This window comes from Campylobacter lari subsp. lari, from assembly GCF_013372185.1.
GTDB lineage: Bacteria > Campylobacterota > Campylobacteria > Campylobacterales > Campylobacteraceae > Campylobacter_D > Campylobacter_D lari.
In genome coordinates this window covers 102514-127478 of the sequence record NZ_CP053830.1, presented here as the reverse complement: position 1 = coordinate 127478, position 24965 = coordinate 102514, and the positions used below count along the sequence as shown (strand labels likewise).

Genomic DNA, 24965 nt, shown 5'->3' with positions numbered 1-24965 from the left:
AGGAAAAACTATGAAAAATTTAGCCATTATTTTTGAAAATTCTCTCTTAGCTTGTGAAAAAAATGAAATTCCAAACTTAATTAGTGAGCTTGTTTTTAGCCTAAGTTATAAAAAAATTAGTTTTGAAAATACTAGCAATGAAGAGCTTTTTGCCATTTTTTCTAAGGTATTAGAAAAACTTGAACTTATAAATGAAGAAAATATTTCTAGAATAATCCAAGGCATCATCAAAGCTAGAGTAGAAGAGGATAAAAAAGTATTTTTTACCTATATTAATGAATATGGCAAATTAAAAGTAAAAATCGAAGATCAAAAAAACACCATTAAGCATAAAATTTGTGATAATTTTTTTGACTTAGAAAAAACCTTAAAAGATTTGAATTTAAATGAATTTAATATAAGCATTAATGATGCTATGCTTTATGATGTAGAAATACTAGGTCTTTTAAAAGAAACCGCCGAAAGTGCTTTTATCACAACCTTAGAAAAAGGAGAAAATATAGAACTTACTTCTTGTGAGATTGCTAAAAATTTAGTCTTTAATGCAATTTGCGAAGGAAGTTTTGAAAAAGAAAGAATTTTAAAAATCTCCCAAGTAGTTTTAAATACAGCTTTTGAACTTGCTAATGAATCACAAGCCTTTGCTTATGATTTATGTATTGGAAGTATTTATGGAGCGCAAGAAGGAATTTCTTTAGCGATTGAAAAATTTAAAGCAAGCTTTGCATATAGTGCTTTAGAATATGATTTAAAAAATAAAGAAAAAGAGCTTATAGATATAGAACAAGAATTTATTCAAATGCTTAAAAAAATATCATCAGAACTTGACAATCCCGCAAAAGACATACTCAAAGATTTATTAGAAAATAAATTTGACACTTTATTTGCTAAATTTAAACGTCTGATACAAGAAAATAGAGAACAAATTTTCATTAAAATAAATGAAATTAAACAAAATCCAAAAATCGACGACTTTACTAGACTAGCTCAAACTAAGTTAAACTCTTTAGCCAAAGAGCTTGGAGAATTAGAAAAAATAACTAGTAAAAAGTATAAAAATATAGATACAAGCTATGCTAAAAAACTCGGCCTGAGACTATGGGAAAAGGCAAAGAATTTAATAAACAATTAAAAACTATTGATAAATAATTTATATACACTCACTATAATTTAAGAAAAATCGTAGGAGTGTATTATGTTTTCTAGTTTGAAAATTAAATTATCTTTGCTAGCAAATATTTTTGCAGCTTTGTCACTTATTGTTTTAGGAATTATAAGTTTTATCTTTACGAAAAATTTTCTTTATGAAAATGAACTAAAAAGACAAAATGATATTTTACAAGTATCAAGAATTTCTTTAGAAACTTTCAGAGAAAATAATATTAAATTAATTAATCACCTAGAGGAAAGTGTTTTAGAACTTCCTTATGAAAAATTAAATTCTCAAGAAGATCTTATAGAAAATCTTGGCCAAATGCTAAAATCTTACAGAAAAGCCTCTGGAGTTTTGGCAACATTTATAGGTTTAGACAATGGGGAAAATATAGTTAGCGATAACAGTAGCGATAATAAAAACACTAATGTAGTAATATATGGTAAAGCCATAAATTATGACACAAGAACAAGAGAATGGTATATAGAAGCAAGAAAAACAAACAAAGTATTTATCACATTTCCATACATCGATAAAGCAACCAACCAATATGTAATTACTTATACAAAATCAATCTCAAAAGATGGTAAATTTATAGGTGTAATCGGTGTTGATATACCTATAGCTGATCTTCAAAAAGACTTTGAAAATAAACCAGGAAATAGCTTTTTGTTTAATCAAAACGAAAAAGTTTTTGTAGCTAAAAACAAACAGCTCTTAGATCCATCCGTAGATCACTCTCCTGTAATCAACGCCCATAAACAAAATGGAGATTATAAATTTTTTGAATATGGCTTAAAGGGTCAAGAAAGACTTGGAATTTGTGCAAATATCTATGATTATCGTGTTTGTAGCACAGAAAGCGCTGAAATAATCAACAAACCTATCATGCAAATTGCACTAACGCAAGCTATCGTTGTGATTATAATGATTGTTTTAAGTATAGCGGTATTATATTTCATAGTTTCACGCTATCTTTCTCCACTAGAAAAAATCCAAACAGGCCTTAACTCATTCTTTGATTTTATCAATCATAAAACCAAAGACTCAGCTATGATTAATGTTAATACAAATGATGAACTAGGTGCTATGGCAAAAGCTATCAATGAAAACATCACTAAAACTAAAAATGCTTTAGAACAAGATGCTAAAGCAGTAGAACAATCAGTTGAAACAGCTAAAGAAATAGAAGCTGGTAATTTAACAGCAAGAATAACAGCTATTCCTGCTAATCCTCAATTAATAGAATTAAAAAATGTATTAAATGATATGCTTAGTGTATTAGAAGAAAAAGTTGGTTCTAATATGAATGAAATTAACCGTGTATTTGATAGCTATAAAGCATTAGACTTTACAACAGAAGTTGCTAATGCTAAAGGTGGGGTTGAAATAACTACTAATGTATTAGGTCAAGAAATAGTAGCTATGCTAAGACAATCTTCTGAATTTGCTAATTTACTTGCAACACAAAGTGGTAAATTACAAAGTGCTGTTAGAGAATTAACAGATTCTTCATCAAGCCAAGCTTCTTCTTTGGAAGAAACAGCTGCTGCTTTAGAAGAGATTACTTCTTCTATGCAAAATGTATCTCATAAAACAAGTGAAGTAATAGCTCAAAGTGAAGAAATTAAAAATGTTACTTCTATAATAGGAGATATAGCTGATCAAATTAATCTACTTGCATTAAATGCTGCTATAGAAGCTGCAAGAGCTGGAGAACACGGACGTGGCTTTGCTGTTGTTGCTGATGAAGTTAGAAATTTAGCTGAGAGAACTCAAAAGTCTTTAGGTGAGATAGAAGCTAATACTAATATCTTAGTTCAATCTATTAATGAAATGGGTGAAAGTATTAAAGAACAAACTACAGGTATTACTCAAATCAATGATGCTGTAGCTCAAATTGATCATGTAACACAAGAAAATCTTAAAATAGCTAATGATAGTGCTGCAATATCTGAAAATGTAAATAAAATAGCCAATGATATCTTAGAGGATGCTAAGAAGAAGAGGTTTTAATTGAGTAACTAGCAAGTATTAGGCTTGCTAGTTATTCTTACGCTTTCTATAAATAATACTTTTTTTATCTCTTTTTATTTATTTATTATTGAACTTTATTTATTTATGCTAGTTTTTATATTTAAAGTATTGACACATAATTACGGCATTTAATAAAAACAAAAGGATTTGTCCATGAAAATTAATAGTATAGTTTCAAAGGTAAATATACTAGTTGGTATTCTCTTTGCTGCTACTATTGTTATAATTGGAAGTATAGCTTATTTTCAAACAAAGCAAAGTAGCTTTGAATATTTAAGAGAAAACCACAATAAAGTATTATTTGATGTTGGTTATATTTTTAATACTTATGAAGCAGATAATCAATCGGCTATACAAAATTTAGCTAATTTCGCAGTCGAAAATCATATTCTAGATAATGAACAAGAAATTTTTAACGCATTAAAACTAACACAAGAATATGTTGGTTTTGAAATAGTATTTTTAGCCACAGAAGATGGTATTACATATGATAGCACGGGAGTTAAAAAAACTTTAAATAATGGCTTTGATGGTAGAAGTAGATCATGGTATATAGGCGCAAAGAAAAATATGGGTTTATACACTAGTGATCCTTACAAGTCAGTTACTTCAGGTATAGAAGGTATAGCATATTCTGCTCCATTAATTATAAATGGAAAATTTAAAGGAGTTGTTGCAGGTGTATATAGCTTAGAACAATATTCAGCAGATGCTTTAGAAGTAGGCAAGACAGAAAATTCTTTTGTTGCAGTATACTCTCAAGATGGAACTACTATGTTTCATCAAGATCCAAAATTGATATTAACTAAAACAGTATTAGGACAAAATATAGCAAAAGCTATCACGGAAGATCCTAGTCTTTTAGATCCTGAAAATATTGACACCTTATTTTACGCAAAAGATGATAAAGGTGTCACACAGGCAGTATTATGTGATAAGACACCAAATCCAAATATTAATATTTGTGCTATGGTTGAAAACGATACTTATACAAAAGCTAGCGATTTAGCACTTAAAACTCAGCTCATTGTTGGATTTATTGCATTAATAATTGTATTGGTGTTAATTAAATTTTTTGCATCTTATCTGCTTAATCCAATTTTTATTATCCAAACAGGCCTTAACTCATTCTTTGATTTTATCAACCATAAAACCAAAGACTCAGCTATGATTAATGTTAATACAAATGATGAATTTGGAGTAATAGCTAAAGCCATTAATGAAAACATCACTAAAACTAAAAATGCTTTAGAACAAGATGCTAAAGCAGTAGAACAATCAGTTGAAACAGCTAAAGAAATAGAAGCTGGTAATTTAACAGCAAGAATAACAGCTATTCCTGCTAATCCTCAATTAATAGAATTAAAAAATGTATTAAATGATATGCTTAGTGTATTAGAAGAAAAAGTTGGTTCTAATATGAATGAAATTAACCGTGTATTTGATAGCTATAAAGCATTAGACTTTACAACAGAAGTTGCTAATGCTAAAGGTGGGGTTGAAATAACTACTAATGTATTAGGTCAAGAAATAGTAGCTATGCTAAGACAATCTTCTGAATTTGCTAATTTACTTGCAACACAAAGTGGTAAATTACAAAGTGCTGTTAGAGAATTAACAGATTCTTCATCAAGCCAAGCTTCTTCTTTGGAAGAAACAGCTGCTGCTTTAGAAGAGATTACTTCTTCTATGCAAAATGTATCTCATAAAACAAGTGAAGTAATAGCTCAAAGTGAAGAGATTAAAAATGTTACTTCTATAATAGGAGATATAGCTGATCAAATTAATCTACTTGCATTAAATGCTGCTATAGAAGCTGCAAGAGCTGGAGAGCATGGTAGAGGATTTGCTGTTGTTGCTGATGAAGTTAGAAATTTAGCTGAGAGAACTCAAAAGTCTTTAGGTGAGATAGAAGCTAATACTAATATCTTAGTTCAATCTATTAATGAAATGGGTGAAAGTATTAAAGAACAAACTACAGGTATTACTCAAATCAATGATGCTGTAGCTCAAATTGATCATGTAACACAAGAAAATCTTAAAATAGCTAATGATAGTGCTGCAATATCTGAAAATGTAAATAAAATAGCCAATGATATCTTAGAGGATGCTAAGAAGAAGAGGTTTTAACAATCAACCAAACCCTTAACGGGTTTAGTTGATCAGTTAACGAACTAAGGCTTGTTGATTGACTTAGTAAAAATTCAAATTTAATTTCCCTAAACTTAATTTATAAAATAATAATCTTTTATCTTTTTATGATTTTAAAATTATATAAAAAATAAATATAAAGTTTTTAAAAATAAACTGTAGAAGTAATAATAAATACTACAAATATTAAATACCTACCAAAAAAGTACTATATTTATAAAATGAATATCAATATTTTAATTTATTTTATATATTTTTATTGATTTTTAATAAATTCAGAAAAATTTATGAAACTTTTATAAAAAATTGTTATATAATACTCATTAAGTTTATAAACAAAACTTAAATAAAACCCACAAGGAGTACATCATGGGAACAAGGAAAGAACACGACTTTATTGGTGAGTTAGAAATCCCTGATAATGTTTATTATGGAGTGCAAACTTACAGAGCACTAGATAATTTTCATATGAGTGGTAGAAGATTACAAGATTATCCTTATTTTGTAAAAGCCTTTGCCCAAGTTAAAAAAGCAGCTGCTCTTGCCAACAAAGAAGTTGGAGTTCTTGATGCTGACAAAGCTGATGCAATTGCTAAAGCTTGCGATAGATTGATTGCTGGTGAATTTTTAGATCAGTTCGTTGTTGATATGATCCAAGGTGGTGCTGGTACTAGTACAAATATGAATACAAATGAAGTTATCACTAATATTGCACTTGAGAGCATGGGGCACAAAAAAGGTGAATACCAATATCTTCATCCAAATGATCACACAAACCTAGGTCAATCTACAAATGACACTTATCCAAGCTCCATTAAAGTTGCTGCTTATGCAAAACTTAGTGATCTTTTAAAAGCAATGGAAGAGCTAAAAGCTGAGTTAGAAGCAAAAGCTAAAGAATACAAAGATATCATTAAAATGGGTAGAACAGAGCTTGAAGATGCAGTTCCTACTACTTTAGGAAATACTTTTAACGCTTTTGCTAGCTATATTAAAAGTGATATTGCTAAAATCACAGCAGCTCGTGAGTCAATGAGTTATTTAAATCTTGGTGCAACAGCTATTGGTACAGGAATTAACTGCCACCCTGATTACAAATTTGTGGTTGAGAAAAAATTAAAAGAGATTACGGGTGTTGATTTTAAACCAGCTGAAGACTTTATCGCTGCTACTCAAGATACAGCTGATTTTGTTCATGTAAGTGGAGCTTTAAAAACTGCTGCAGTAAGACTTTCTAAGATTGCAAACGATTTAAGATTAATGAACTCAGGCCCAAGATGCGGTTTAGGTGAAATCAATCTACCAAAAATGCAACCAGGTAGTTCTATAATGCCAGGTAAAGTAAATCCTGTAATTTGCGAAGTTGTAGGTGAAGCTTGCTATGAAGTTATAGGAAATGATGTAACCATCATGCTTTGTTCTGAAAGAGGAGAATTTGAACTCAATGCTTTTGAGCCAGGCATTGCTTATGGTTTGTTTAACTCTATAGTATTGCTTGAAAATGCCATGAAAACTTTAGCTCAAAAAGCTATCAAACATCTAACAGCAAATCCAGAAGCTTGCAAACAATCTGTATTAAATTCAATAGGCATTGTTACAGCATTTAATCCTATTTTGGGATATGAAAAATCAGCAAGTATTGCTAAAGAAGCTTTAGAAACCGGCAAAGCTGTTGGTGATATTTGTCTAGAAAGAGGATATTTATCAAAAGCAGAAATTGATGAAATTTTATCACCTGAGAGAATGTTAAATCCTCACATGACCAAAGAAAGAAAAGCTTAATTAGCTAAAGGAGGTTCTTATGGATTTAATGATTATTTTACAACTTATTGTCTTTCTTGGGGCAATATTCATAGGTATCCGCCTTGGTGGCATAGCGATAGGCTATGCTGGAGGTTTGGGCGTTGTTGTTTTAGGTCTTGTTTTAGGAATGAAGCCAGGTAATATTCCATGGGATGTTATCTTAATCATTGCTGCGGCAATTGCAGCGATTTCTGCTATGCAGCAAGCTGGTGGTTTAGATTATATGGTTAAAATTACCGAAAGAGTTTTACGCAAACATCCAAAATTTATCAATTATCTTGCTCCAGCATGCGGTTGGCTGCTTACCATTTTAGCAGGTACTGGTAATGCGGTATTTTCATTAATGCCTGTTGTTATTGATGTTGCAAAGTCTCAAAACATCAAACCATCGGCTCCACTTTCATTAATGGTTGTTGCCTCACAAATTGGTATTACAGCTTCTCCAGTTAGTGCTGCTGTTGTTTATATGACAGGTGTATTAGAACCACTTGGTTGGAGCTATCCTGCATTAATTGGAATTTGGATAGTTACTACTTTTATTGCTTGTATGGCTACAGCTTTCATAGTAAGTTTAATCACTCCTATGGATTTAAGCAAAGATCCTGTATATCAAGAACGCTTAAAAGCTGGACTTGTAAAAAGTGCTTCTGATGTTTTACAAAGTGAAGACAAACCAGGTGCAAAACTTTCAGTTGCAATCTTTTTAATCACGGTTTTATGTGTTGTTCTTTATGCTACAGCGATTTCAAATAATATTAAATGGATTGATCCAGTAGTTATCCCAAGAGATGCTGCAATTATGAGTTTCTTATTAACTGCTGCAACTTTAATTACATTCTTATGTAAAGTTGAGCCTGCAAAAATTCTAAATACAAGTGTATTTAAATCAGGCATGACTGCTTGTGTGTGCGTATTTGGTGTTGCTTGGCTTGGAAATACTTTCGTTGCAGGTCATGAAGCAGGTATTAAAGAAGTTGCAGGTGAATGGGTTAAACAAACTCCAGCTATGCTTGCAGTTGCATTCTTCTTTGCCAGTATGCTTTTATACTCTCAAGCAGCTACTGCAAAAGCTATTGTTCCAGTTATCATTGCTGCATTAGGAATTTCAGCTACAAACCCAAGCGATTCTTATATGTTAGTTGCTTGTTTTGCTGCCGTTTCAGCGCTTTTCGTTCTTCCAACCTACCCTACTTTATTAGGTGCAGTTCAAATGGATGATACAGGCACAACAAGAATTGGAAAATTCATATTTAACCACGCATTCTTTATCCCTGGTGTGTTAGCTATAGCTATAGCTGTTGCTTTAGGCTTTTTAGCGGTAGGAATGCTTTAATACTTTTACTTTCCACTTTTAAGGTGGAAAGTTCTCTTTTTATTTATTAACCAATTTTAAGTAAAATTTTTTATTTCAAAGAATTAATATGGCAAAATTATCCTTAGATAGAAAAAATATAAGAATTTTATTCATAGGCTACATTCTAGTTGCACTTTTTGGCACCTTTATTCTAATGCTTCCTATTATGCATACCAAGCCTATATCTTTTTTAGATGCATTTTTTACTAGCGCCTCAGCTGTAAGCATGACAGGTCTTATTGTGTTAAATACCTCGCTAGATTTTAGTTTTTATGGTCAACTTGTTATTTTATTGCTTATTCAAATAGGTGGCTTGGGATACATGAGCATAGCTATGGCTTTATATATTTTAGTGCGTAAAAAAATGAGCTTTGGAGAAAAAAATCTTTTAAGAGAATCTTTAATTTATCCTGAATCTGATGGCCTTGTAGGATTTTTAAAAAAGGTTTTATTTTTTGTATTTGCCATTGAATTTACAGGAGCTATTTTATTATTTTTAAGATTTAAACTAGACATGAATTTAACTGAAGCTCTATGGGCTAGTGTTTTTCACTCTATTTCTGCTTTTAATAATGCAGGATTTAGTATATTTGAAAGCGGAATGATGCCCTATAGAGATGATTTTTGGATTAACTTTATCATCACCTCTTTGATTATCGTTGGAGGTTTGGGATATTTTGTATTGTTAGAATTATATTTTTTTTCCAAAAAGCGCTTTGCTAGTTTGAGTCTGCACACAAAGCTTGTTTTAATTTCTACTATTATACTAATCATTTTTGCGAGTTTGATTGTGTTTTTATTTGAATATCATAACCCAAAAAGCATAGGAGAATTTTCTCTCTTTGATAAAATTATGAGTGCATATTTTACAGCAGTAAATTATCGAACAGCAGGGTTTAACACTCTTGATCTTAGCACTTTTAAAGATGCAAGCTTGTTTTTTGGATCTTTGTTTATGATTGTAGGTGGTGCACCTGGTGGAACTGCGGGAGGTATTAAAGTCACTACGGTTGCTGTATTATTAATCTATGCTTATTGGAGTATCAAAGATAGCAATGCAAGAATTTTCAACTTTGAAATTCCTACAGAAACTATCAACAAAGCTTTCATTATAGCAGTAAGTTCTATTGTGTATATCATCACTTGTGTATTAATTTTATCCTTAATCGAAGATGATAAAAGTTTTTTACCCTTGCTTTTTGAAACAAGTTCAGCATTTGCTACAGTAGGGGTTTCAGTAGGAGATGGTGGGACTTTATCGTTTAGCGCACTTTTTAATTCCGAAAGCAAATTACTTATTATATTGTTAATGCTTAGCGGTAGAGTGGGAGTGCTTGCATTTTTATTTAGTATATTTTTTAAAGAAAAAGAAAAATATTTAAATTATCCAAAAGGAAAGATAATATTATGAAAAAAGAAACTTATGGTATTATAGGACTTGGAAGATTTGGCTCGGTTTTAGCAAAAGAGCTTATTGATCAAGGTAAAAGAGTTATTGTTTCAGACATTAATGAAGAAGCGGTTAAGGAATTACAAGATCATGCGGACTTTGCTTATATTTTAGATTCTACTCATACCATAGCCTTAAAAGAAGCAGGTTATGCAAATGCAGATGTTGTTATACTTAGTATAGGTGAAAATTTAGAATCAAGCATACTTACTTTTATGGCTTTAAAAGAAATTGGCGTAAAAAATATCATTGCCAAAGCAAATTCTTCTACACATGGGCAAATTCTTTCAAAACTCGGGGTTAATAAAGTTATCTACCCTGAAAAAGAATCCGCAAAGCGTTTGGCTAAAATTCTTATCACTAATCCAAATTTTGAAATCATAGATCTTTCAGCTAATACCATCAAAGTAGCAAAACTTTTAATAGATGAAAATTTAGCAGGAAAAACTTTGCAATCTATTAGTCAAAACTTAAAAGTCATTGCACATAAACAGCATGATACTTGGAGCATTATGCCAAATTTAGAAACCACTGCTTACTTAAATGATATACTAATGTTACTTGGTACTCAAGAGGAATTGAATCGGTATGAGTATTGATGGTGTCAAGGGGGAGACTTGAACTCCCGACCTCCGGCTTATGAGACCAGCGCTCTAGCCAGCTGAGCTACCCTGACATAAAAAGAAGTTAAAATTATACTTTATTTTGCTTAACATTTTATAAAACATTTATTTTATAAATTTTTCAACTTTTTTGTGATAAAAATATAAAATTATATTTGAAAGGATTTTTATGCAAATAAGCTCAAGTTATAGCAATGCTTTTTATACACAAAATCCTTATCAAAACAAAGACAAAGAAGAAACCAAAGAAAATATTACTGAAAAAGAAAATCCACAGCAAACAAAAGAAGATAAAAACGATCAAGAAAAAGAAGAAAAAACTCAAAAAGTAAATGGTAAAGATCTAAGTGAGAGTGAAGTTAGACAAGTAAGAGAACTTGAAAAAATTGATAGAGAAGTAAGAGCGCACGAAGCAGCTCATCAAGCAGCTGGTGGAGCTTTAGCCGGTGCTGCGAGCTTTGGATATACAAGAGGCCCTGATAATAGAATGTATGCTGTTGAGGGCGAAGTGCCTATAAGAATGCAAAAAGGCAATACTCCCGAAGAAACTATAGCTAATGCTATGCAGGTGATTGCCGCTGCTATGGCACCAGCTGATCCTAGTCCGCAAGATTACAAAGTAGCAGCTAATGCTATGCAAATGCAAAATGACGCGCGCGCCGAACAAGCTAAAATAAAGGCAGAAGAGCTAAAAGCACAAAATGAAAAAAACGAAAATGAGAATGAGAAAAAGACAAATTCAAATTCCAAAGCTATAAAATCATACACACAAAATGCATCACAAGACTATATTGGAAGTCAGTATAACAAAAGCGCATAGTGGCAGAGAGAAAGGGATTCGAACCCTCGGTGAGTTGCCCCACACACGCGTTCCAGGCGTGCTCCTTCGACCACTCGGACACCTCTCTAAAATTAAAAATTATAACTTATTTTTTTAAATTTATAATAAAAATTTCATAGACTTTCTGGGTATTTAACCTTAAGTATAAAATTTACAGTCAAGATATGATTAAACTTATAGTGTTAAAATAAAATATTTATTTTATTATTCAAAAACAAAAAGAGAATAGTTATGATAAAAAAACTACTTATACTTTTTTTAAGTCTTATTTGTGTTTATCAAGCACAGGCTGCTTTAAACAAAGAAAGCCTTGGGGAGGGCTTTGGAAATACAAGAAGCGAAGCGATTAAAAATGCTATTAATGATGCTTTGGAAAAAACAGAAGATTTAAAACAAGTCAAATTGAAAAAATTTGAACTTAATTTTAATGGAAATTTTAATATAGGTTATAATGAAGAAATTGATTTTGTGAGCAATGGGGTTTTTAATAGCTATGACATAAAATCTCTAACTCAAACAAATCAAAGTGAATTTCACGCAAAAGTTTTAATCTATAAAAAACTCTATGGTGACAAAAGTCTTGAAAACAAAAACTCTCTAATTATTGTCAATAAAATCAAAACCGGACTTTCAGCTAAATTTGAACAAGAATTTTTGAGCGTTTTACTTCAGAATAAAAAATTTAAAATCTTAGATAAAACAAGTCTTGATCTTTATAATCAGGAAAAATTATTACTTTCCAAAAATTCAAGCGATGAAGAACTTATAAAGCTTTATAAGACTTTAGAAGCTGATTTTTTGCTCATTTTAAACCCAAAAATAAAACAAATACAAAATGAAAACAACACTCAATCTTATGATATTATCATTGATTATCGCTTAATAGAATTTGCTACAAGCGAAAGTAAATCTTCTAATACTTTAGAGTTTAAAATGAGCTCTACAAGCAGTTCAAGTAGACAAAAAGCTCTTAGAGGTATTGCCACAAAAATCGCAGAAGATATTTTTAAACATTCCAAAGACGATCAAAAAGAAGTGAAGCAAGATTTAGATGTAAATTATCAAATTAACGATGAAGATGAAATTAGTTTAGGTTTTTAGCCTCTAAAAACTCACACCTTTTACAAAGCTTGGCTTTTAAAATTCCTTGCTTAAAGCCTTCTTTTAATTCTACATATAAAGACGAATTTAAAAGCTCATTAAAATCTCTTTCAAAACAATTTCCAAGTTTTATATCTCCTTTAGTATCCAAACAACAAGGCACTAAAGTCCCATCGCTCAAAATAGCAATTTGCCCATTTAAAGCATGACAATATCCATTCTCTCTAACAACCTCATCTTTTAAAGAAGGCCATTTAAAAAATCTAGCTTGGTGTAAGATAATATGTCTTTCTAAGCGATTTTTTGTTTTTTTCTTTTGAATTTTTACTTTAAAATTTTGCTCTAAAAAATCATAAATTTTATCATTTTCTAAAGGTGGGTTGAAATTTTTATCCAAATTCCAAAGTCTTAGATTAATAAAAGAATTATTTTTATTTTCTAAGTGTAAAATAATAAGCTTTAAAATAGGTTCAAAATATTCTTTCAAACTCATTTTGTTTTGAGATAAAAAAGCAGCTAAGGAAATATTGATTTGTCGTATGTTTTTAGAGTCTAAAATGAGTTTTATCTTCTCATTATCAAAATAAAATCCACTTGTAGTAAGCTCTATTTGCATATCATATTTTAAAGCTATTTCTAGATACTCTTTTAAATTTAAAACTCTTAAAGGATCTCCAAGCACATGAAAAGTAAAAAGCTTGGCATGATTATGCACGCTTTTGCAAATTTTTTCAAAGTTTTCAAGGCTCATTTGTTTTCTTTGGGCTTTTTGGCTAGGACAAAAATCACATTTTAATCCACAAATATCACTTAATTCTATATAAATTTTCTCAAAATGCACAATCACTCTTTTTAAAAAGTTCAAGTGTTTTTAGGGCAAATTTTGAAAGAGCAAGATATTCTAAGTCTTTATAAGAAAATGCTTTTGCTTTTAAATCATCAAAATCATCATCTTTTAAAAAATACACCTTAGCATTGATTTTGTATTTGGTATAAGAATGTTTAAATTCTCCTATAAATTTTGCTTTTTTTTGATTTTTATATTCTAAAAAATTATACATATTAAAATACAATTTTTCCTTGCTTTTAACAAGTAAGAATTGCTCATTTTTTTGCACTATAAGTATTTTTAAAACAATGTTTTTATATTGAGTTTTTTTAGATACATGAAATTTTTCATATTCATCTTTTCCAGCACAAAAACACTTTAAAGGACAAATTTCACATTTTGCATTTTTGGGCAAACAAACCAAAGCTCCTATATCTAGCAAAGCTTGATTATGCTCAAATGCATTATCATAGTTTAAAAATTCTTTTGCTTTTTGCACTAAAATTTTAGAGTTTGGATTTTGCAAGCCATAAAATCTACTCAAAACTCTTTTAATATTTGCATCCACAAAAGACTTAGCTTGCAAAAAACCAAAACATGCTATAGCTCCAGCGGTATATTCTCCAATGCCAGGAAGTTTTTGAAGCTCTTTAATCTCAAGTGGTAATCTTGCATCAAATTCTTGCACGCAAATTTTTGCACATTTGTGTATATTTCTAGCTCTAGTATAATACCCAAGTCCTTGCCAAGCTTTTAAAACCTCATCTTCACTTGCCATAGAAAGTGCTTTTAAAGAAGGAAATTGAGCTAAAAACTGAAAATAATAATTTTGCAAAACACTTTTTACTTGAGTTTGCTGAAGCATAATCTCACTAACATAAACTGCATAAGCAATGTCAATATTTTTTAGCTTTTTTAAATCATCCTCGCTACCATATTTTCTATACTCTTCATGTAAAATACGCCAAGGAAGGCTTTTCCTGCCATTTTGTTCATACCACTTTAAAATACTTTTATGAATTTTTTGCATTAAGACTTTCTTTATTTTTTAAAAATTATACAATCAATTCCTAAAAGCTTTATGTTAAAATAAAAAATATTTTTTAAAAAGGAGCAAAAATGAAAAGTTTTTTAAAAGGCTTAGGCTTAGGGCTACTTTGTTTGGTATTATTTGTATTAGGAGTGGTTTTTAACACTGAATTTTTAGGCTTAAAAAACCATAATAATCAAAATATAGAATTTTCAAGAAGTATAGAAGTGTCCAATGAAATCATGCCGAATATTTTTAATGCTACTTTAAATTTTAGTGCCAGCGAGGAACTTAGTAAAAAAACCATTGTTTCTAGTGAAGAAAAAAATCATATTGCTAAAACTTTCAAAGAAATCTCAGATCGTATTGCTAAAGAAAATTATTGCAAAGGTGGAAGTTATACTTTAGAGCCAAGTTATAATTATTACCAAGGAGTAAAAACACTTAATGGATATAGATTACATTCTAACTTTACTTGTCAAATACCACAAAACAAAAACAAAGACTATGAAAATCTTATAAAAGATATAGAAAGCATTAGTACTACCAATGCCTTAATTTCTTTTAACACCAAAGCCTTACAAGCTGGTTTTGATGAAGTTATTTTAGAAGAAAACAAAGAAGATTTATATGATCTTGCATTTAAAAAAGCTTTTGAAAAGGCTCAATATTATTCTAAAACTCTAGCAAAAACTTGCATGATAAAAAATATTCATTTTGATAGTTGCAATATTAAATACAACTCCCCAAGTTTAGCAGCTAGTGCAGATAGTGTTGTATTGCCTATTATTAAAAGTGAAAAACAAAACTTAAAAGCCAATGTACTTTTTATTTGTCAATAAATTTCATTTTGGCTTTATTTTGAGTTTTTATAATTTCTCATCATTAATTTAAAGGAGAAACAATGAAAAAAATTGTAAGTTTATTTATCGTGGGTTCTTTGGCTGCTTCATTTGCCTTAGGAGCTGATTTTTCTAAAAAAAGCAATGATGAGATTTTAAATCTTGCAAAAAGTGTAAAAGCACAAGATCAAGCTGATTTAGTTATTGAGATGAAAAAAAGAATGAATGAAATGAAATACAAAGATGCGAGAAATTTTCATCAACAATTTAAAGCTAATTTACACGAAAATATCTCTAAACTCTCTACTCAAGAAAGAAGCCAAAGAAGAGTTATCGTTCAAGAAGATATGCAAAAACTAACCGATGAAATGAGCGGCAAAGAAATAAGAGAGTTAAATTTGCACCATTACAACAACGCCCATTCGCACAAAAATTATCATGGTTTCAAAGCACACCATGCAAATTGTCCGATGAGATAAAATGGCAGCAAAAATTCTGCTCTTAGAAGATGATTTAAGTTTAAATGAAATTATAAATGAAGCCTTAAGCGATGAAGGCTTTAAAGTCTCTTGTGTATATGATGCACAAGAGGCACTAGAAAAAGCTTATGAAGAAATTTTTGATCTTTGGATTTTTGACGTTAAAGTTCCAAAAGGCAATGGCTTTGAAGTTTTAAAAGAATTAAGAGAAAGTGGTAAAAATACTCCTGCTATATTTTTAACTTCTTTATCCATGCTTGATGATGTAAAACAAGGATTTTTGTCAGGTTGTGATGATTATATTAAAAAGCCTTTTGACATAGATGAATTAATTATCCGTGTAAAAAATATCATTAAAAGAAATTTTAGCCACCAAAAAGAAGATTTGATTTTGCTTAACTCCTCAAAAAATATTTCTTTTGATCCACTTAATAAAACTCTTTATCAAGACAAAACAATCATCAATCTTACCAACAAAGAAAAAGAGCTTTTAGTCTTGCTTTTAAAAAAACGTCCACATTTTGTAAGCATAGAAACCATTTTTGATGAAATTTGGAGTTTGGATGAAGAACCTGTGATTATGAGTCTTAGAGTTTATGTAAAAAATTTAAGAAAAATTCTTGGCAAAGATTTAATCATCAACCAAAGAAACATAGGCTATGCCATAAGGCTAGAAAATGAAAAGTGAAAATTTTAATAATACTATTTTTAAAATTTTAGCCCTTTACATCATCACAAGTGGTGTGTTTCTAACGATTTTTTTTATCACTTTTTATCAAAAAGAAGCAAACTATATACGATTAAATCAAATAACACATTCATATACTCACTATAATTATATTTTGCAAAATATCATCGAAGCAAGACACGATAGAACATATTTAAATCAAGAAGATTTTTCCTATATATCCAAAAGACTCAACACTCAATTTGCCATTATTATAAATAACCAAGTTGTTTTTAGTAATTTAACCTTCGATGCTTTAAAAATATTAACACAACTTAAAAAAAATGATTTTATTTACAATGAAAACAAAAGATTATTTATAGATTTTTCAAGGATTAGAAATCTCAACACCTATATAGACATAAGCAATCTAAAAAAACCGAGACGCCATTCTCATTTTTTAAGACATAAAAATATTCATATCATTATAGAAACTGATGATCTTGGTTTTAAAAAAGAACAATACCGCAAAGATAATTATAATAATCTAGACATCAACGATTTTTCCAATGAACTTTGGAAATTAAAATTAAAAACCATTTTTTATACTCTTATATGTATTTTGTTGCTTGCTGTGGTTGCTTATATACTCATCTTGCTTGTCTTTAAAAATATCAAAGAGCAATTTAAAGCGCTTAATGATTTCATCAAAGACACTACGCACGAAATTAATACGCCTTTAAGTGTTATTTTAGCTAGTATTAAAAAATTTGATGATACAAATTTAAATCCAAATAATATAAAAAAGTTAAACCATATCAAGCTAGCAAGTAAAAATTTAAACCATATCTATCAAAATCTCATAGCCTTAAATTTTTTCTTACAAAAAGAAAATATCAAAGAAGATATCAATTTAAAAGAGCTTTTAGAACAAAGACTAGAATACTTTGAAACTTTAATCACACAAAAAAACCTCATCATTGAAAAAAATCTTTTGGAGCAAAACTTTTATGCTAATAAAGAAGAAATGCAAATTTTAATCGATAATCTTTTAAATAATGCTATAAAATACACCAATGCTCATAAAAAAATCTATATTTGCTTAAAAGAAAAAATACTTAGTATTAAAGATGAGGGTCAAGGTATGAGTGCTAAAGAAATAGCTCAAATTTTTACACGCTACAAACGCTTTAATCAAGATCAAGGTGGCTTTGGCATAGGTTTAAACTTGGTTAAGCAAATAGCTGATAAAAACAATATCAACATTAAAGTTTTAAGCAAAGAAAATGAAGGAAGTGAGTTTATACTTTCTTGGTAAGGATAAAAATGGATATTTGTTTAGAAAAAATAAAAATAGAACAAACTTGGAAAGAATTTTTAAAAGATGAGTTTTTAAAACCTTATTTTTTAGAGATAAAAACTCATTATATTAACGCCTTAAACGAAGGAAAAACTATATATCCACCAGCAAATTTAATCTTTAATGCATTTAACCTAGCTCCTTTACAGGATTTAAAAATCATACTTTTAGGACAAGATCCCTACCACAACCCTCATCAAGCTATGGGTTTAAGCTTTAGCGTACCAATGGGAGTTAAAATTCCCCCATCTTTACTTAATATCTACAAAGAATTACAAAATGATTTAAACATTCCTATGGCAAAACATGGTGATTTAAGTAAATGGGCTAAACAAGGGGTTTTACTCTTAAATTCTATTTTAAGTGTAGAAGCCAACAAACCTGCTTCACATGCACATTTTGGCTGGCAAAAATTTACCGATGCAGTTATATCAAAACTTAGCGATGAAAAAGAGGGATTAGTGTTTTTGCTTTGGGGAAATTATGCTAAAAACAAAAAAGTTTTAATCAACCCTCAAAAACACTTTATCCTAGAAGCAGCACATCCATCGCCTTTAGCAAGGAATGCTTTTTTAGGTTGCAAACATTTTTCAAAAAGCAATGAAATTTTATTAAAACTTGGCAAAAGTCCTATTGATTGGAACTTAAACTTATAATTTACTTTAAATCTATATACTTTATGAAATTTTTTATAAAGGATAAAATATGAATTGCCCAGTTTGCATAAATACTGATTTATTAATGAGTGAAAGAAATGGAGTTGAGATTGATTATTGTCCAAAATGTCGTGGTGTTTGGCTTGATCGCGGTGAACTTGATAAAATCATAGAAAGAAGTACGCCTCAAAGCGCGCCACAACAATCTCATCAACAAAATTACAACCAACAAGCAAACTATCATCATAACAATGGTTATAAATACAAGAAAAAAGAAAGTTGGCTTGGAGAATTATTTGACTTTTAAGCCAAAAGGCTTAAAAGTTTTTATAATTTTACTTTGATTAAGGCATTCTCTGCCATTTTTGGCACCCATAAATACTCCCCATCAAAAAACATATCCGCAGGGCCTTTTATAGGGCTTAGATCTAGTTTTATCTCTTTATTATCTTTTAGAGTATAAATATATCCTTGAAGATTTTTACCCCAGCTTGATACTAAAAGATTTTTATCTTTATCATATACAATACCATCAAATTGTTCTATTTTTTTGCTTAATTCTTGAATTTTCTTTGTATTTAAATCAATGCTGATGATTTTTCCACCTGCTTTATCACTTGGATCATAACCTGCTACAAATAAAGTATTTTTTTCTACCAGCAAACCATTAGGACCGCCGTATTTTGAATCTAAATGGATGAAGTTTTCGTATTTTTTATCTTTTAAAAATACTTTATGGATATATCCTGTGCCTGTATCACTCACTAACAATGTATCATTATCTAAAATTGCTATATCATTTAAAAATACTGCATTTTTTATAGGAAGTTTGAAAATTTCTTTTTTGCTTTTTACATCAAAGCCATATAAAATATCAATATCCACCACATACAAAACATCAGCTATTTTAGACATGCCTTTTGGAGCATTAAGATTTTTGATAAATTCTAGTTCTATAACTTTTCCATTTTTATCTAATTTTGAGATAAAGCCATCGTTATCTTTGTTTAATGGAGCTAATTCTTTTCCTACATTAGACACATAAACAACGCTTTCATCTACATACACACTTTCAGGATGTGCAAAACCTTTAAATTCTTGAAGCTCTAAAGCATTTGCGCTACAAAATGCAAACAAAGCTAAAGTTAAGATACTTTTTTTCATATTGTTACCTTTCTTAAATTTTATTCAAAAATTCTAGTAAAAATTTAAAATAAAATCTATCACTTTTAGGATAAAAAATATAAGTTTTTTGATTTTTGCTCTTGTTTTGGAGTAATACCATATCTTTTTTTGTATCTTGCTATAAACCAAGCAGGAGAATTAAATCCAAGCTCATGACAAATTTGAGTAATATTTTTAGTGGAAAATTCTAATAAAAATTTAGCCTTCTCAAAGCGCTTATTATCAAGCCACTCTTTAGGACTAATCCCAAAACTTTGCTTGAAATTTCGACTAAAACTAGCAATATCCATTTTGCTAAATTTAGCCATAGAAGCTACATTTTCAAAATCATTTTTACAATATGCAAACATCTGATAAAGATCTAATTTAAAACCACTTAAAATGGCTTTTAAAAAAGCAAGAAATTCTGCATTGTCTTCGCTGTATAATAAAGACAAAAATAATTCTTCAAATTTTAATCTTAGTAAAAATTCACCGTTTTTAGAAGCGCCTATGCAAGGTAAAAAAGATTGAAAAATACTTTTAGTTATTAAATCTGATTTTAAACTAAATAAGCTCTTGGAATATTCCAAAGAGTTTAATGTAGAAATTAAATCTTGATATTTAAAAACAAGTTCTATTAAAATACTTTCTTTAAAGCACAAAATAACAGATTTATATATATTTGCTTCATTTAAATAATCTCTAATGGAAAAAGAGTTTTTTGTAAAAAAAATAATTTCATCTTTGTTTGCCTTAAAATGATTATCAATAGTATAAATACTTTTAGAACCTTCTAATATAAAAACCAAAGCATAGTCTTTAAATACCACTTCTTGATTTATATCGCTTGATAGTTGTTTTTGATAATAACACAAAGAAAATAAAGAATTATGTAAAACTTTTTGACTCACTTTTTCAAAATCTTTTGGAAAAACTAACATTAAAACCTTTTTATAAGTTTTTTGATTATTATATTTTATAAAAAATAATTTTTCATTAATAATATATGTTACAATAAAATAATTTTAACAAAAGGAGAAAAAATGAAAAAAATAATTATAGGCTCTTTGCTAGCATCAAGCTTTTTAATTGGGGCAAATTTAGAAAATTTTGATCCAAAAACACAAAAAGATCATTTAGTTATCAAAATGGAAATTCTTGATAAAAATACCAATAAAAATGCAGGTGAAGTGGTAGCGGTGCAAACTCCTTATGGAGTAGCGTTTTACCCAAATCTTCAAGGTTTAGAAAGTGGAATTCATGGTTTTCATGTTCATGCAAACGCTGATTGTGGAGCAACTGATAAGGGTTTAGGTATGAAAGCTGGTGGTCACTGGGATCCTGAAAAAACTGACGCACACTCAAGTCCATGGGATGATAAAGGTCACAGAGGTGATTTACCACCACTTTATGTAGACAAAGATGGCAAAGCGACTAATCCTGTATTAGCACCAAAAATCAAAACTCTTGATGAGCTTAAAAATCATTCTTTAATGATACATTTTGGAGGAGATAATCATAGCGATCATCCTGCAGCACTTGGCGGTGGTGGCGCTAGAATGGCTTGTGGAGTTATTAAGTAATACACATACTAAAGGCTTTTTGCCTTTAGTATTATTTAAAAAGCTTAGTAAAATCTAAATCATTCATAAAATCATGACTTGATCCGCCAAAACTTTGGCTAGGACTATAAGTAGCAATAGCTACTGCAAGTTCGCTAAGCATAGAAGCTATTTCTTCTCTTTTATCTATTATATAAGCTTTCATACCTTCATAATCACTGGTTTCTAAAATTTTTAAAGGATTGTAAATTTCAAAAGCAAAAGCCTTTGAGCCTACATTTACATTATAATTATTATCAAATAAAGCATTACCTAAAAACGAGCAATTATCTACTATCTTTAAACTTTCACTTGCAATTAATACTTTATCTTGCACATCTTCATAATTTTTATCTTCTAAAAGTTTTAAAATTTTTTTCAACGAAGAATCTAAAATTTGTAAAGCACCGACAAAATCATTTGCATCAGTGATATCTTCGCTAAATTTTTGTGTTTGATGCTTTAAATTCGCACCATCTATACTTGAACCTACTTGTCCTAAATGCTTTTGCAAGATTTCTAATTCATCTCTCATAATACACCTTCCTTGTTATTGCTACAACTAAGGAAAGCATTTTTTATTCCAAATTTTGATCTATCCAAACTCTAAAATCTTTAGCAAAAAGCAAAAAAACCTCATCATAATTTTGGATTAAAATTTGAGGATTATTGTCATTTAATTCTTTTTCATAGTAAAAATACTTACTTGCTATAAGTTTTTTAGTATTTATTTGCACCAAATTTAAATTAATGCCTAATTTTATTTTAGAATACATCTCATCGCTAAAATCTTGCTCTAATATATCTACTTTGCTCTCTAAAACATAATCAGCGCTAGCTAGACTATCTTGGTTTAAAACCGCTTTAAATACCCCCAAATCTTGCAAATGAAATTCCAAAAAAGTTTTAATCATCAAAGCAGGATTTTCTTTCCAAAAATGATAAGCATAAGCATTAACAACATGATCTTTTTTATAAAAAATTTCATTAGTATAAGATAAGCCCTTAGGTAAAGAAACTATGATAGTAGAATTTTTCATTTTATTTTGACTTTGTTCTAGCTTTTCTAAATTAATACTAAAATATTTATTTGCAGGCAAAGTTTGACTTGGACTAACCAAAGAACAAGCACTAAAAAAAATGGCTATTAAACTAATATATAAAAATTTCATTTTATTCTCCTGGAGCATATTGAATGGCTTTGTCTTTATAAATTACATCTGAAGGATTTTGCTTTAAATTTTTTAATAATTGCGTAAAATCTAAAAACAAAACTCTTAAAATATCTAAATTTTCATTTAAAAGTATCCTGCTTTTATTAAGCTCGTTAAGTTGGCCATTAGCATTATTTAAAAAATTTGAAAAATCATCTGAACTTTTACCAAGTTTAGAACTTGTTTTATTTAAATTTTCTAAAAATACTGGCGCCTTGGTATTTAAATACGCAGAAAACTCGGATGTATTTTGTAAAATACGCTCTATATTATTTAAATTTTTATCACTAAAGAGCTTATCTAATTTTTCTTTAGAGCTAGAAATTAATTCTATGATATTTGTAGTTTGTTTATCAAGACTTGCGAAAAAACTTTCTTTTGATGGGATAATTGGATATTCTTCATTATATGCTTTTAAAGCAGGAGCCTTTTCGCTGCCTCCTGAAAGTTGTATAAATTTAAATCCTGTTATGCCTTGAATTTGCAAGCTTGCATAAGTATCTGTTTTGATGATTAATTCAGAATCAAGTTTAACCAAAATTTTTACTCTAAAATTTGATCCTTTAGTATCAATGCCTATTTTTTCAACACTTCCTACATCAACACCCAAAAATTTAACCGGAGCTTTAACGCTAAGTCCTGCTACTGATTCTTCCATAAAAATTTCATAATACTTAAAAGTTTTTTCATCTTTTAAATTTCCATACCAAACCACAAAAAACAAACTGATAAAAAATAATATAAATACAAAAATTCCAATTAAAATATAATTTGCCCTATTTTCCATTAACTCATAAACCTCTCATATAAATTTGTATTTTGCACTTTTAATTCATCCATAGTTCCTAAAAAGCCAATTTGTTTATTATCTATGATCAAAAATCTATCTAAAACTTTCTTCATGCTTTCTTGATCGTGGGTAACTAATATCACGCACAAATTAAAACTATGTTTTAAGCTCAAAAGCAACTCATCAAATTCTCTTGAACTATAAGGATCAAGCCCTGAAGTTGGCTCATCTAAAAAAAGCAATTTAGAATCAAGTGCTAAAGCCCTAGCTATAGCCACCCTTTTTTTCATACCACCACTTATTTCGCTAGGATAAAGCTTAGCAGCACTTTCATCAAGCCCTACCATTTTAAGCTTCATCATGGCTATTTCTTTGATATCGTTTTTATTTAATTTTGTGTATTCATTTAAAGGTATGCTAATATTTTCAAGTATATTAAAAAAACTAAATAATGCTCCATATTGAAAAACAACACCCCATTGTTTTTGTAAAAACAAAGCATCATCATCGCTAATCCCTCTTAGCTTTTTTCCTAAAATTTCATACTCACCATCATCAAAATGCTCTAACAAAAGCATTTGCCTTAAAAGCACAGATTTTCCGCTACCACTTCCACCTAATACGCCAAAAATTTCATTTTCTTTTATATCAAAATTTATATTTTTATGCACGCATTTTGCACCAAAATAAGTACTAATCCCTCTAGCTTTTATAATCAAATTCCAGCCTTTGTTAAAAATACAGAAAAAATTGCATCAAAAGCTATCACCCAAAATATAGCATTTACAACGCTTTTTGTAGTGTAAATTCCTATACTTTCAGTTGTTTTTTGCACAAAAAATCCCCTAAAACAAGCAATGGAAGCAATCAAAAATCCAAAAATAGGCGCCTTTATAAGTCCTATGATGATATGTTTTAACTCCACTGCTTCTTTAAAACGGCTCATAAATTCACTTACATTTATTTCTAAACTCATCCAAGCAACTAAAATTCCACCCAATACACTTAAAATATCAGCTACTATCACCACAAAAGGCATAGCTAAAGTTAAAGCTAAAACCCTAGGCAAAATGATAAATTCACTCTCTTTAAAACCCATAGTTTTCATAGCATCAATTTCATCTGTAAGCTTCATCACTCCAATTTGAGCTGTATAAGAACTCGCACTCCTACCAGCTATAACTATAGCGCTAATTAATGGCGCAAGCTCCCTAGTAGCTGAAATTCCCATTAAATCAACTATATAAATATTTGCTCCAAATTGGGCAAGCTGATAAGCAGCTTGATAAGCTAAAACAACACCCACGAGCAAAGATGTAAGCATTATGATTGGTAAAGCATTAATGGCGCTATTTTCTACATGATATAAAAATGCTCTAAAGCGTAATTTTTTTAAGTGAAATAAAGTATTAAAACAAGTTGCTATAATAAGCCCTATGAAATTTAAAAACTGCACCAAAAGTGTAAAAGATTCAACAACCTTTTTTCCTAAATTTTCAAAAAAATCTTTGATTGTTTTTTTATCTTCATAAGAATCACAAAAGCTTTTGTAATGTTTTTGACAAAGTTCAAAAAGTTTAGCATGCTCGCTTTTAAGATTTACCCTGCTAAGCTCAAAACCTTTTTGTTTTAACTCATTTTCTAAAGCTAGAAAATACCTAATCCCAGCAGTATCTATAAAATCTAAATTTGTAAAATCAAAAATAATATTTTTTTGAGTAGGAAAATCTAATTTTTCCAATTTTCCTACACTAGTTTTATCCCATATACCAAAGACACTAAAAATGCATTCTTGATTTTTAACATCTTTGATGATT

The 24965-nt window shown here is 29.5% G+C and carries 25 protein-coding genes, 2 tRNA genes and 2 pseudogenes; 18 read left to right on the top strand and 11 right to left on the bottom strand.

The genetic code is table 11. The annotated features are described in order from the left end of the window. Window positions 1-10 precede the first annotated feature (10 nt). From CLLT_RS00725 to CLLT_RS00695, 9 genes and pseudogenes are all read left to right on the top strand, one after another. Window positions 11-1132, top strand: a complete 1122-nt coding sequence (locus CLLT_RS00725; RefSeq protein WP_012660891.1) for a hypothetical protein — start codon at window positions 11-13, stop codon at window positions 1130-1132. A gap of 63 nt (window positions 1133-1195) precedes the next feature. Further along, window positions 1196-2011, top strand: a pseudogene (locus CLLT_RS08035) (cache domain-containing protein); the annotation flags it as partial. Window positions 2012-2041: 30 nt separating this feature from the next. After that, entirely contained in the window at window positions 2042-3169 is a 1128-nt protein-coding gene (locus tag CLLT_RS08030) for a methyl-accepting chemotaxis protein (RefSeq protein ID WP_153801302.1), read from the top strand. Between the two features lie 174 nt (window positions 3170-3343). Beyond that, window positions 3344-3856, top strand: a pseudogene (locus tag CLLT_RS08025) (PDC sensor domain-containing protein); the annotation flags it as partial. A 108-nt stretch (window positions 3857-3964) separates the two neighbouring features. Further along, entirely contained in the window at window positions 3965-5320 is a 1356-nt protein-coding gene (locus CLLT_RS00715) for a methyl-accepting chemotaxis protein (RefSeq protein WP_393920786.1), read from the top strand. A 390-nt stretch (window positions 5321-5710) separates the two neighbouring features. Then, on the top strand, window positions 5711-7123 hold the full coding sequence (locus tag CLLT_RS00710; RefSeq protein ID WP_012660889.1) for an aspartate ammonia-lyase: 1413 nt from the start codon (window positions 5711-5713) through the stop codon (window positions 7121-7123). A gap of 19 nt (window positions 7124-7142) precedes the next feature. After that, entirely contained in the window at window positions 7143-8477 is a 1335-nt protein-coding gene (locus tag CLLT_RS00705; protein ID WP_012660888.1) for an anaerobic C4-dicarboxylate transporter, read from the top strand. Between the two features lie 88 nt (window positions 8478-8565). After that, entirely contained in the window at window positions 8566-9909 is a 1344-nt protein-coding gene (locus tag CLLT_RS00700) for a TrkH family potassium uptake protein (protein WP_012660887.1), read from the top strand. Beyond that, entirely contained in the window at window positions 9906-10547 is a 642-nt protein-coding gene (locus CLLT_RS00695; RefSeq protein WP_012660886.1) for a potassium channel family protein, read from the top strand. The genes CLLT_RS00700 and CLLT_RS00695 overlap by 4 nt, the downstream gene beginning before the upstream one ends. Here CLLT_RS00695 and CLLT_RS00690 read toward each other — a convergent pair. Further along, a tRNA-Met gene (locus CLLT_RS00690) sits at window positions 10548-10624 on the bottom strand. It lies immediately after the preceding gene. Between the two features lie 116 nt (window positions 10625-10740). Here CLLT_RS00690 and CLLT_RS00685 point away from each other — a divergent pair. Continuing rightward, complete coding sequence (locus CLLT_RS00685; protein ID WP_070255608.1) at window positions 10741-11391, top strand: putative metalloprotease CJM1_0395 family protein; 651 nt, start codon at window positions 10741-10743, stop codon at window positions 11389-11391. Here the strand turns inward: CLLT_RS00685 and CLLT_RS00680 are convergent. Next, window positions 11392-11479 (bottom strand) — tRNA-Ser (locus CLLT_RS00680). Between the two features lie 164 nt (window positions 11480-11643). Between CLLT_RS00680 and CLLT_RS00675 the strand changes: the two genes are divergently transcribed. After that, a complete protein-coding gene (locus CLLT_RS00675) occupies window positions 11644-12513 on the top strand; it encodes a hypothetical protein (protein ID WP_074692154.1) in 870 nt (289 codons plus the stop codon). On the opposite strand, the gene CLLT_RS00670 is transcribed toward CLLT_RS00675, so the two are convergent. Together CLLT_RS00670 and mutY are read right to left on the bottom strand one after the other, a co-directional pair. Then, window positions 12497-13354, bottom strand: coding sequence for a radical SAM/SPASM domain-containing protein (locus tag CLLT_RS00670; protein WP_074692157.1), 858 nt, complete (start codon window positions 13352-13354; stop codon window positions 12497-12499). The genes CLLT_RS00675 and CLLT_RS00670 overlap by 17 nt on opposite strands. After that, complete coding sequence (gene mutY, locus CLLT_RS00665) at window positions 13344-14387, bottom strand: A/G-specific adenine glycosylase (RefSeq protein WP_234944979.1); 1044 nt, start codon at window positions 14385-14387, stop codon at window positions 13344-13346. Before mutY ends, CLLT_RS00670 begins: the two co-directional genes overlap by 11 nt. A 74-nt stretch (window positions 14388-14461) precedes the next feature. On the opposite strand from mutY, the gene CLLT_RS00660 reads away from it, so the two are divergent. The 6 genes from CLLT_RS00660 (at window position 14462) to CLLT_RS00635 (ending at window position 18683) form a co-directional block, all read left to right on the top strand. Then, a complete protein-coding gene (locus CLLT_RS00660) occupies window positions 14462-15214 on the top strand; it encodes an SIMPL domain-containing protein (RefSeq protein ID WP_074692162.1) in 753 nt (250 codons plus the stop codon). A gap of 62 nt (window positions 15215-15276) precedes the next feature. Continuing rightward, the gene (locus CLLT_RS00655; protein WP_074692164.1) at window positions 15277-15693 is read left to right on the top strand and encodes a DUF1104 domain-containing protein; all 417 of its coding nucleotides are present in this window, start codon (window positions 15277-15279) and stop codon (window positions 15691-15693) included. Between the two features lies 1 nt (window position 15694). Continuing rightward, entirely contained in the window at window positions 15695-16381 is a 687-nt protein-coding gene (locus tag CLLT_RS00650; protein ID WP_074692167.1) for a response regulator transcription factor, read from the top strand. Next, window positions 16371-17678, top strand: coding sequence for a sensor histidine kinase (locus CLLT_RS00645; protein ID WP_012660878.1), 1308 nt, complete (start codon window positions 16371-16373; stop codon window positions 17676-17678). Before CLLT_RS00650 ends, CLLT_RS00645 begins: the two co-directional genes overlap by 11 nt. 8 nt (window positions 17679-17686) lie before the next feature. Next, a complete protein-coding gene (gene ung, locus CLLT_RS00640) occupies window positions 17687-18376 on the top strand; it encodes a uracil-DNA glycosylase (protein WP_012660877.1) in 690 nt (229 codons plus the stop codon). A 49-nt stretch (window positions 18377-18425) separates the two neighbouring features. Continuing rightward, on the top strand, window positions 18426-18683 hold the full coding sequence (locus CLLT_RS00635) for a TFIIB-type zinc ribbon-containing protein (RefSeq protein WP_012660876.1): 258 nt from the start codon (window positions 18426-18428) through the stop codon (window positions 18681-18683). A 20-nt stretch (window positions 18684-18703) separates the two neighbouring features. Here CLLT_RS00635 and CLLT_RS00630 read toward each other — a convergent pair whose 3' ends face one another. Together CLLT_RS00630 and CLLT_RS00625 are read right to left on the bottom strand one after the other, a co-directional pair. Then, the gene (locus CLLT_RS00630; RefSeq protein ID WP_074692169.1) at window positions 18704-19540 is read right to left on the bottom strand and encodes an NHL repeat-containing protein; all 837 of its coding nucleotides are present in this window, start codon (window positions 19538-19540) and stop codon (window positions 18704-18706) included. Window positions 19541-19605: 65 nt separating this feature from the next. Continuing rightward, window positions 19606-20484 (bottom strand): helix-turn-helix domain-containing protein, encoded by an 879-nt coding sequence (locus CLLT_RS00625; RefSeq protein ID WP_012660874.1) that lies wholly within the window; start codon window positions 20482-20484, stop codon window positions 19606-19608. Window positions 20485-20586: 102 nt separating this feature from the next. Here CLLT_RS00625 and CLLT_RS00620 point away from each other — a divergent pair, with 102 nt between their 5' ends. After that, window positions 20587-21126 carry a superoxide dismutase family protein gene (locus tag CLLT_RS00620; protein ID WP_074692172.1) on the top strand — a complete coding sequence of 180 codons (540 nt, stop codon included), beginning with the start codon at window positions 20587-20589 and terminating at the stop codon, window positions 21124-21126. Between the two features lie 31 nt (window positions 21127-21157). Here the strand turns inward: CLLT_RS00620 and CLLT_RS00615 are convergent, their stop codons facing one another. The 5 genes from CLLT_RS00615 to CLLT_RS00595 are packed head-to-tail and all read right to left on the bottom strand — an operon-like array spanning window position 21158 to window position 24964. Next, window positions 21158-21679, bottom strand: a complete 522-nt coding sequence (locus CLLT_RS00615) for a flagellar FLiS export co-chaperone (RefSeq protein ID WP_074692175.1) — start codon at window positions 21677-21679, stop codon at window positions 21158-21160. Between the two features lie 43 nt (window positions 21680-21722). Next, window positions 21723-22316 (bottom strand): ABC-type transport auxiliary lipoprotein family protein, encoded by a 594-nt coding sequence (locus tag CLLT_RS00610; protein ID WP_074692177.1) that lies wholly within the window; start codon window positions 22314-22316, stop codon window positions 21723-21725. A 1-nt stretch (window position 22317) separates the two neighbouring features. Further along, window positions 22318-23145, bottom strand: coding sequence for an MlaD family protein (locus CLLT_RS00605; protein WP_074692180.1), 828 nt, complete (start codon window positions 23143-23145; stop codon window positions 22318-22320). After that, window positions 23145-23867, bottom strand: coding sequence for an ABC transporter ATP-binding protein (locus CLLT_RS00600; RefSeq protein ID WP_074692183.1), 723 nt, complete (start codon window positions 23865-23867; stop codon window positions 23145-23147). Before CLLT_RS00600 ends, CLLT_RS00605 begins: the two co-directional genes overlap by 1 nt. Then, the gene (locus CLLT_RS00595; protein ID WP_370510397.1) at window positions 23864-24964 is read right to left on the bottom strand and encodes an MlaE family lipid ABC transporter permease subunit; all 1101 of its coding nucleotides are present in this window, start codon (window positions 24962-24964) and stop codon (window positions 23864-23866) included. Before CLLT_RS00595 ends, CLLT_RS00600 begins: the two co-directional genes overlap by 4 nt. Window position 24965 lies beyond the last annotated feature (1 nt).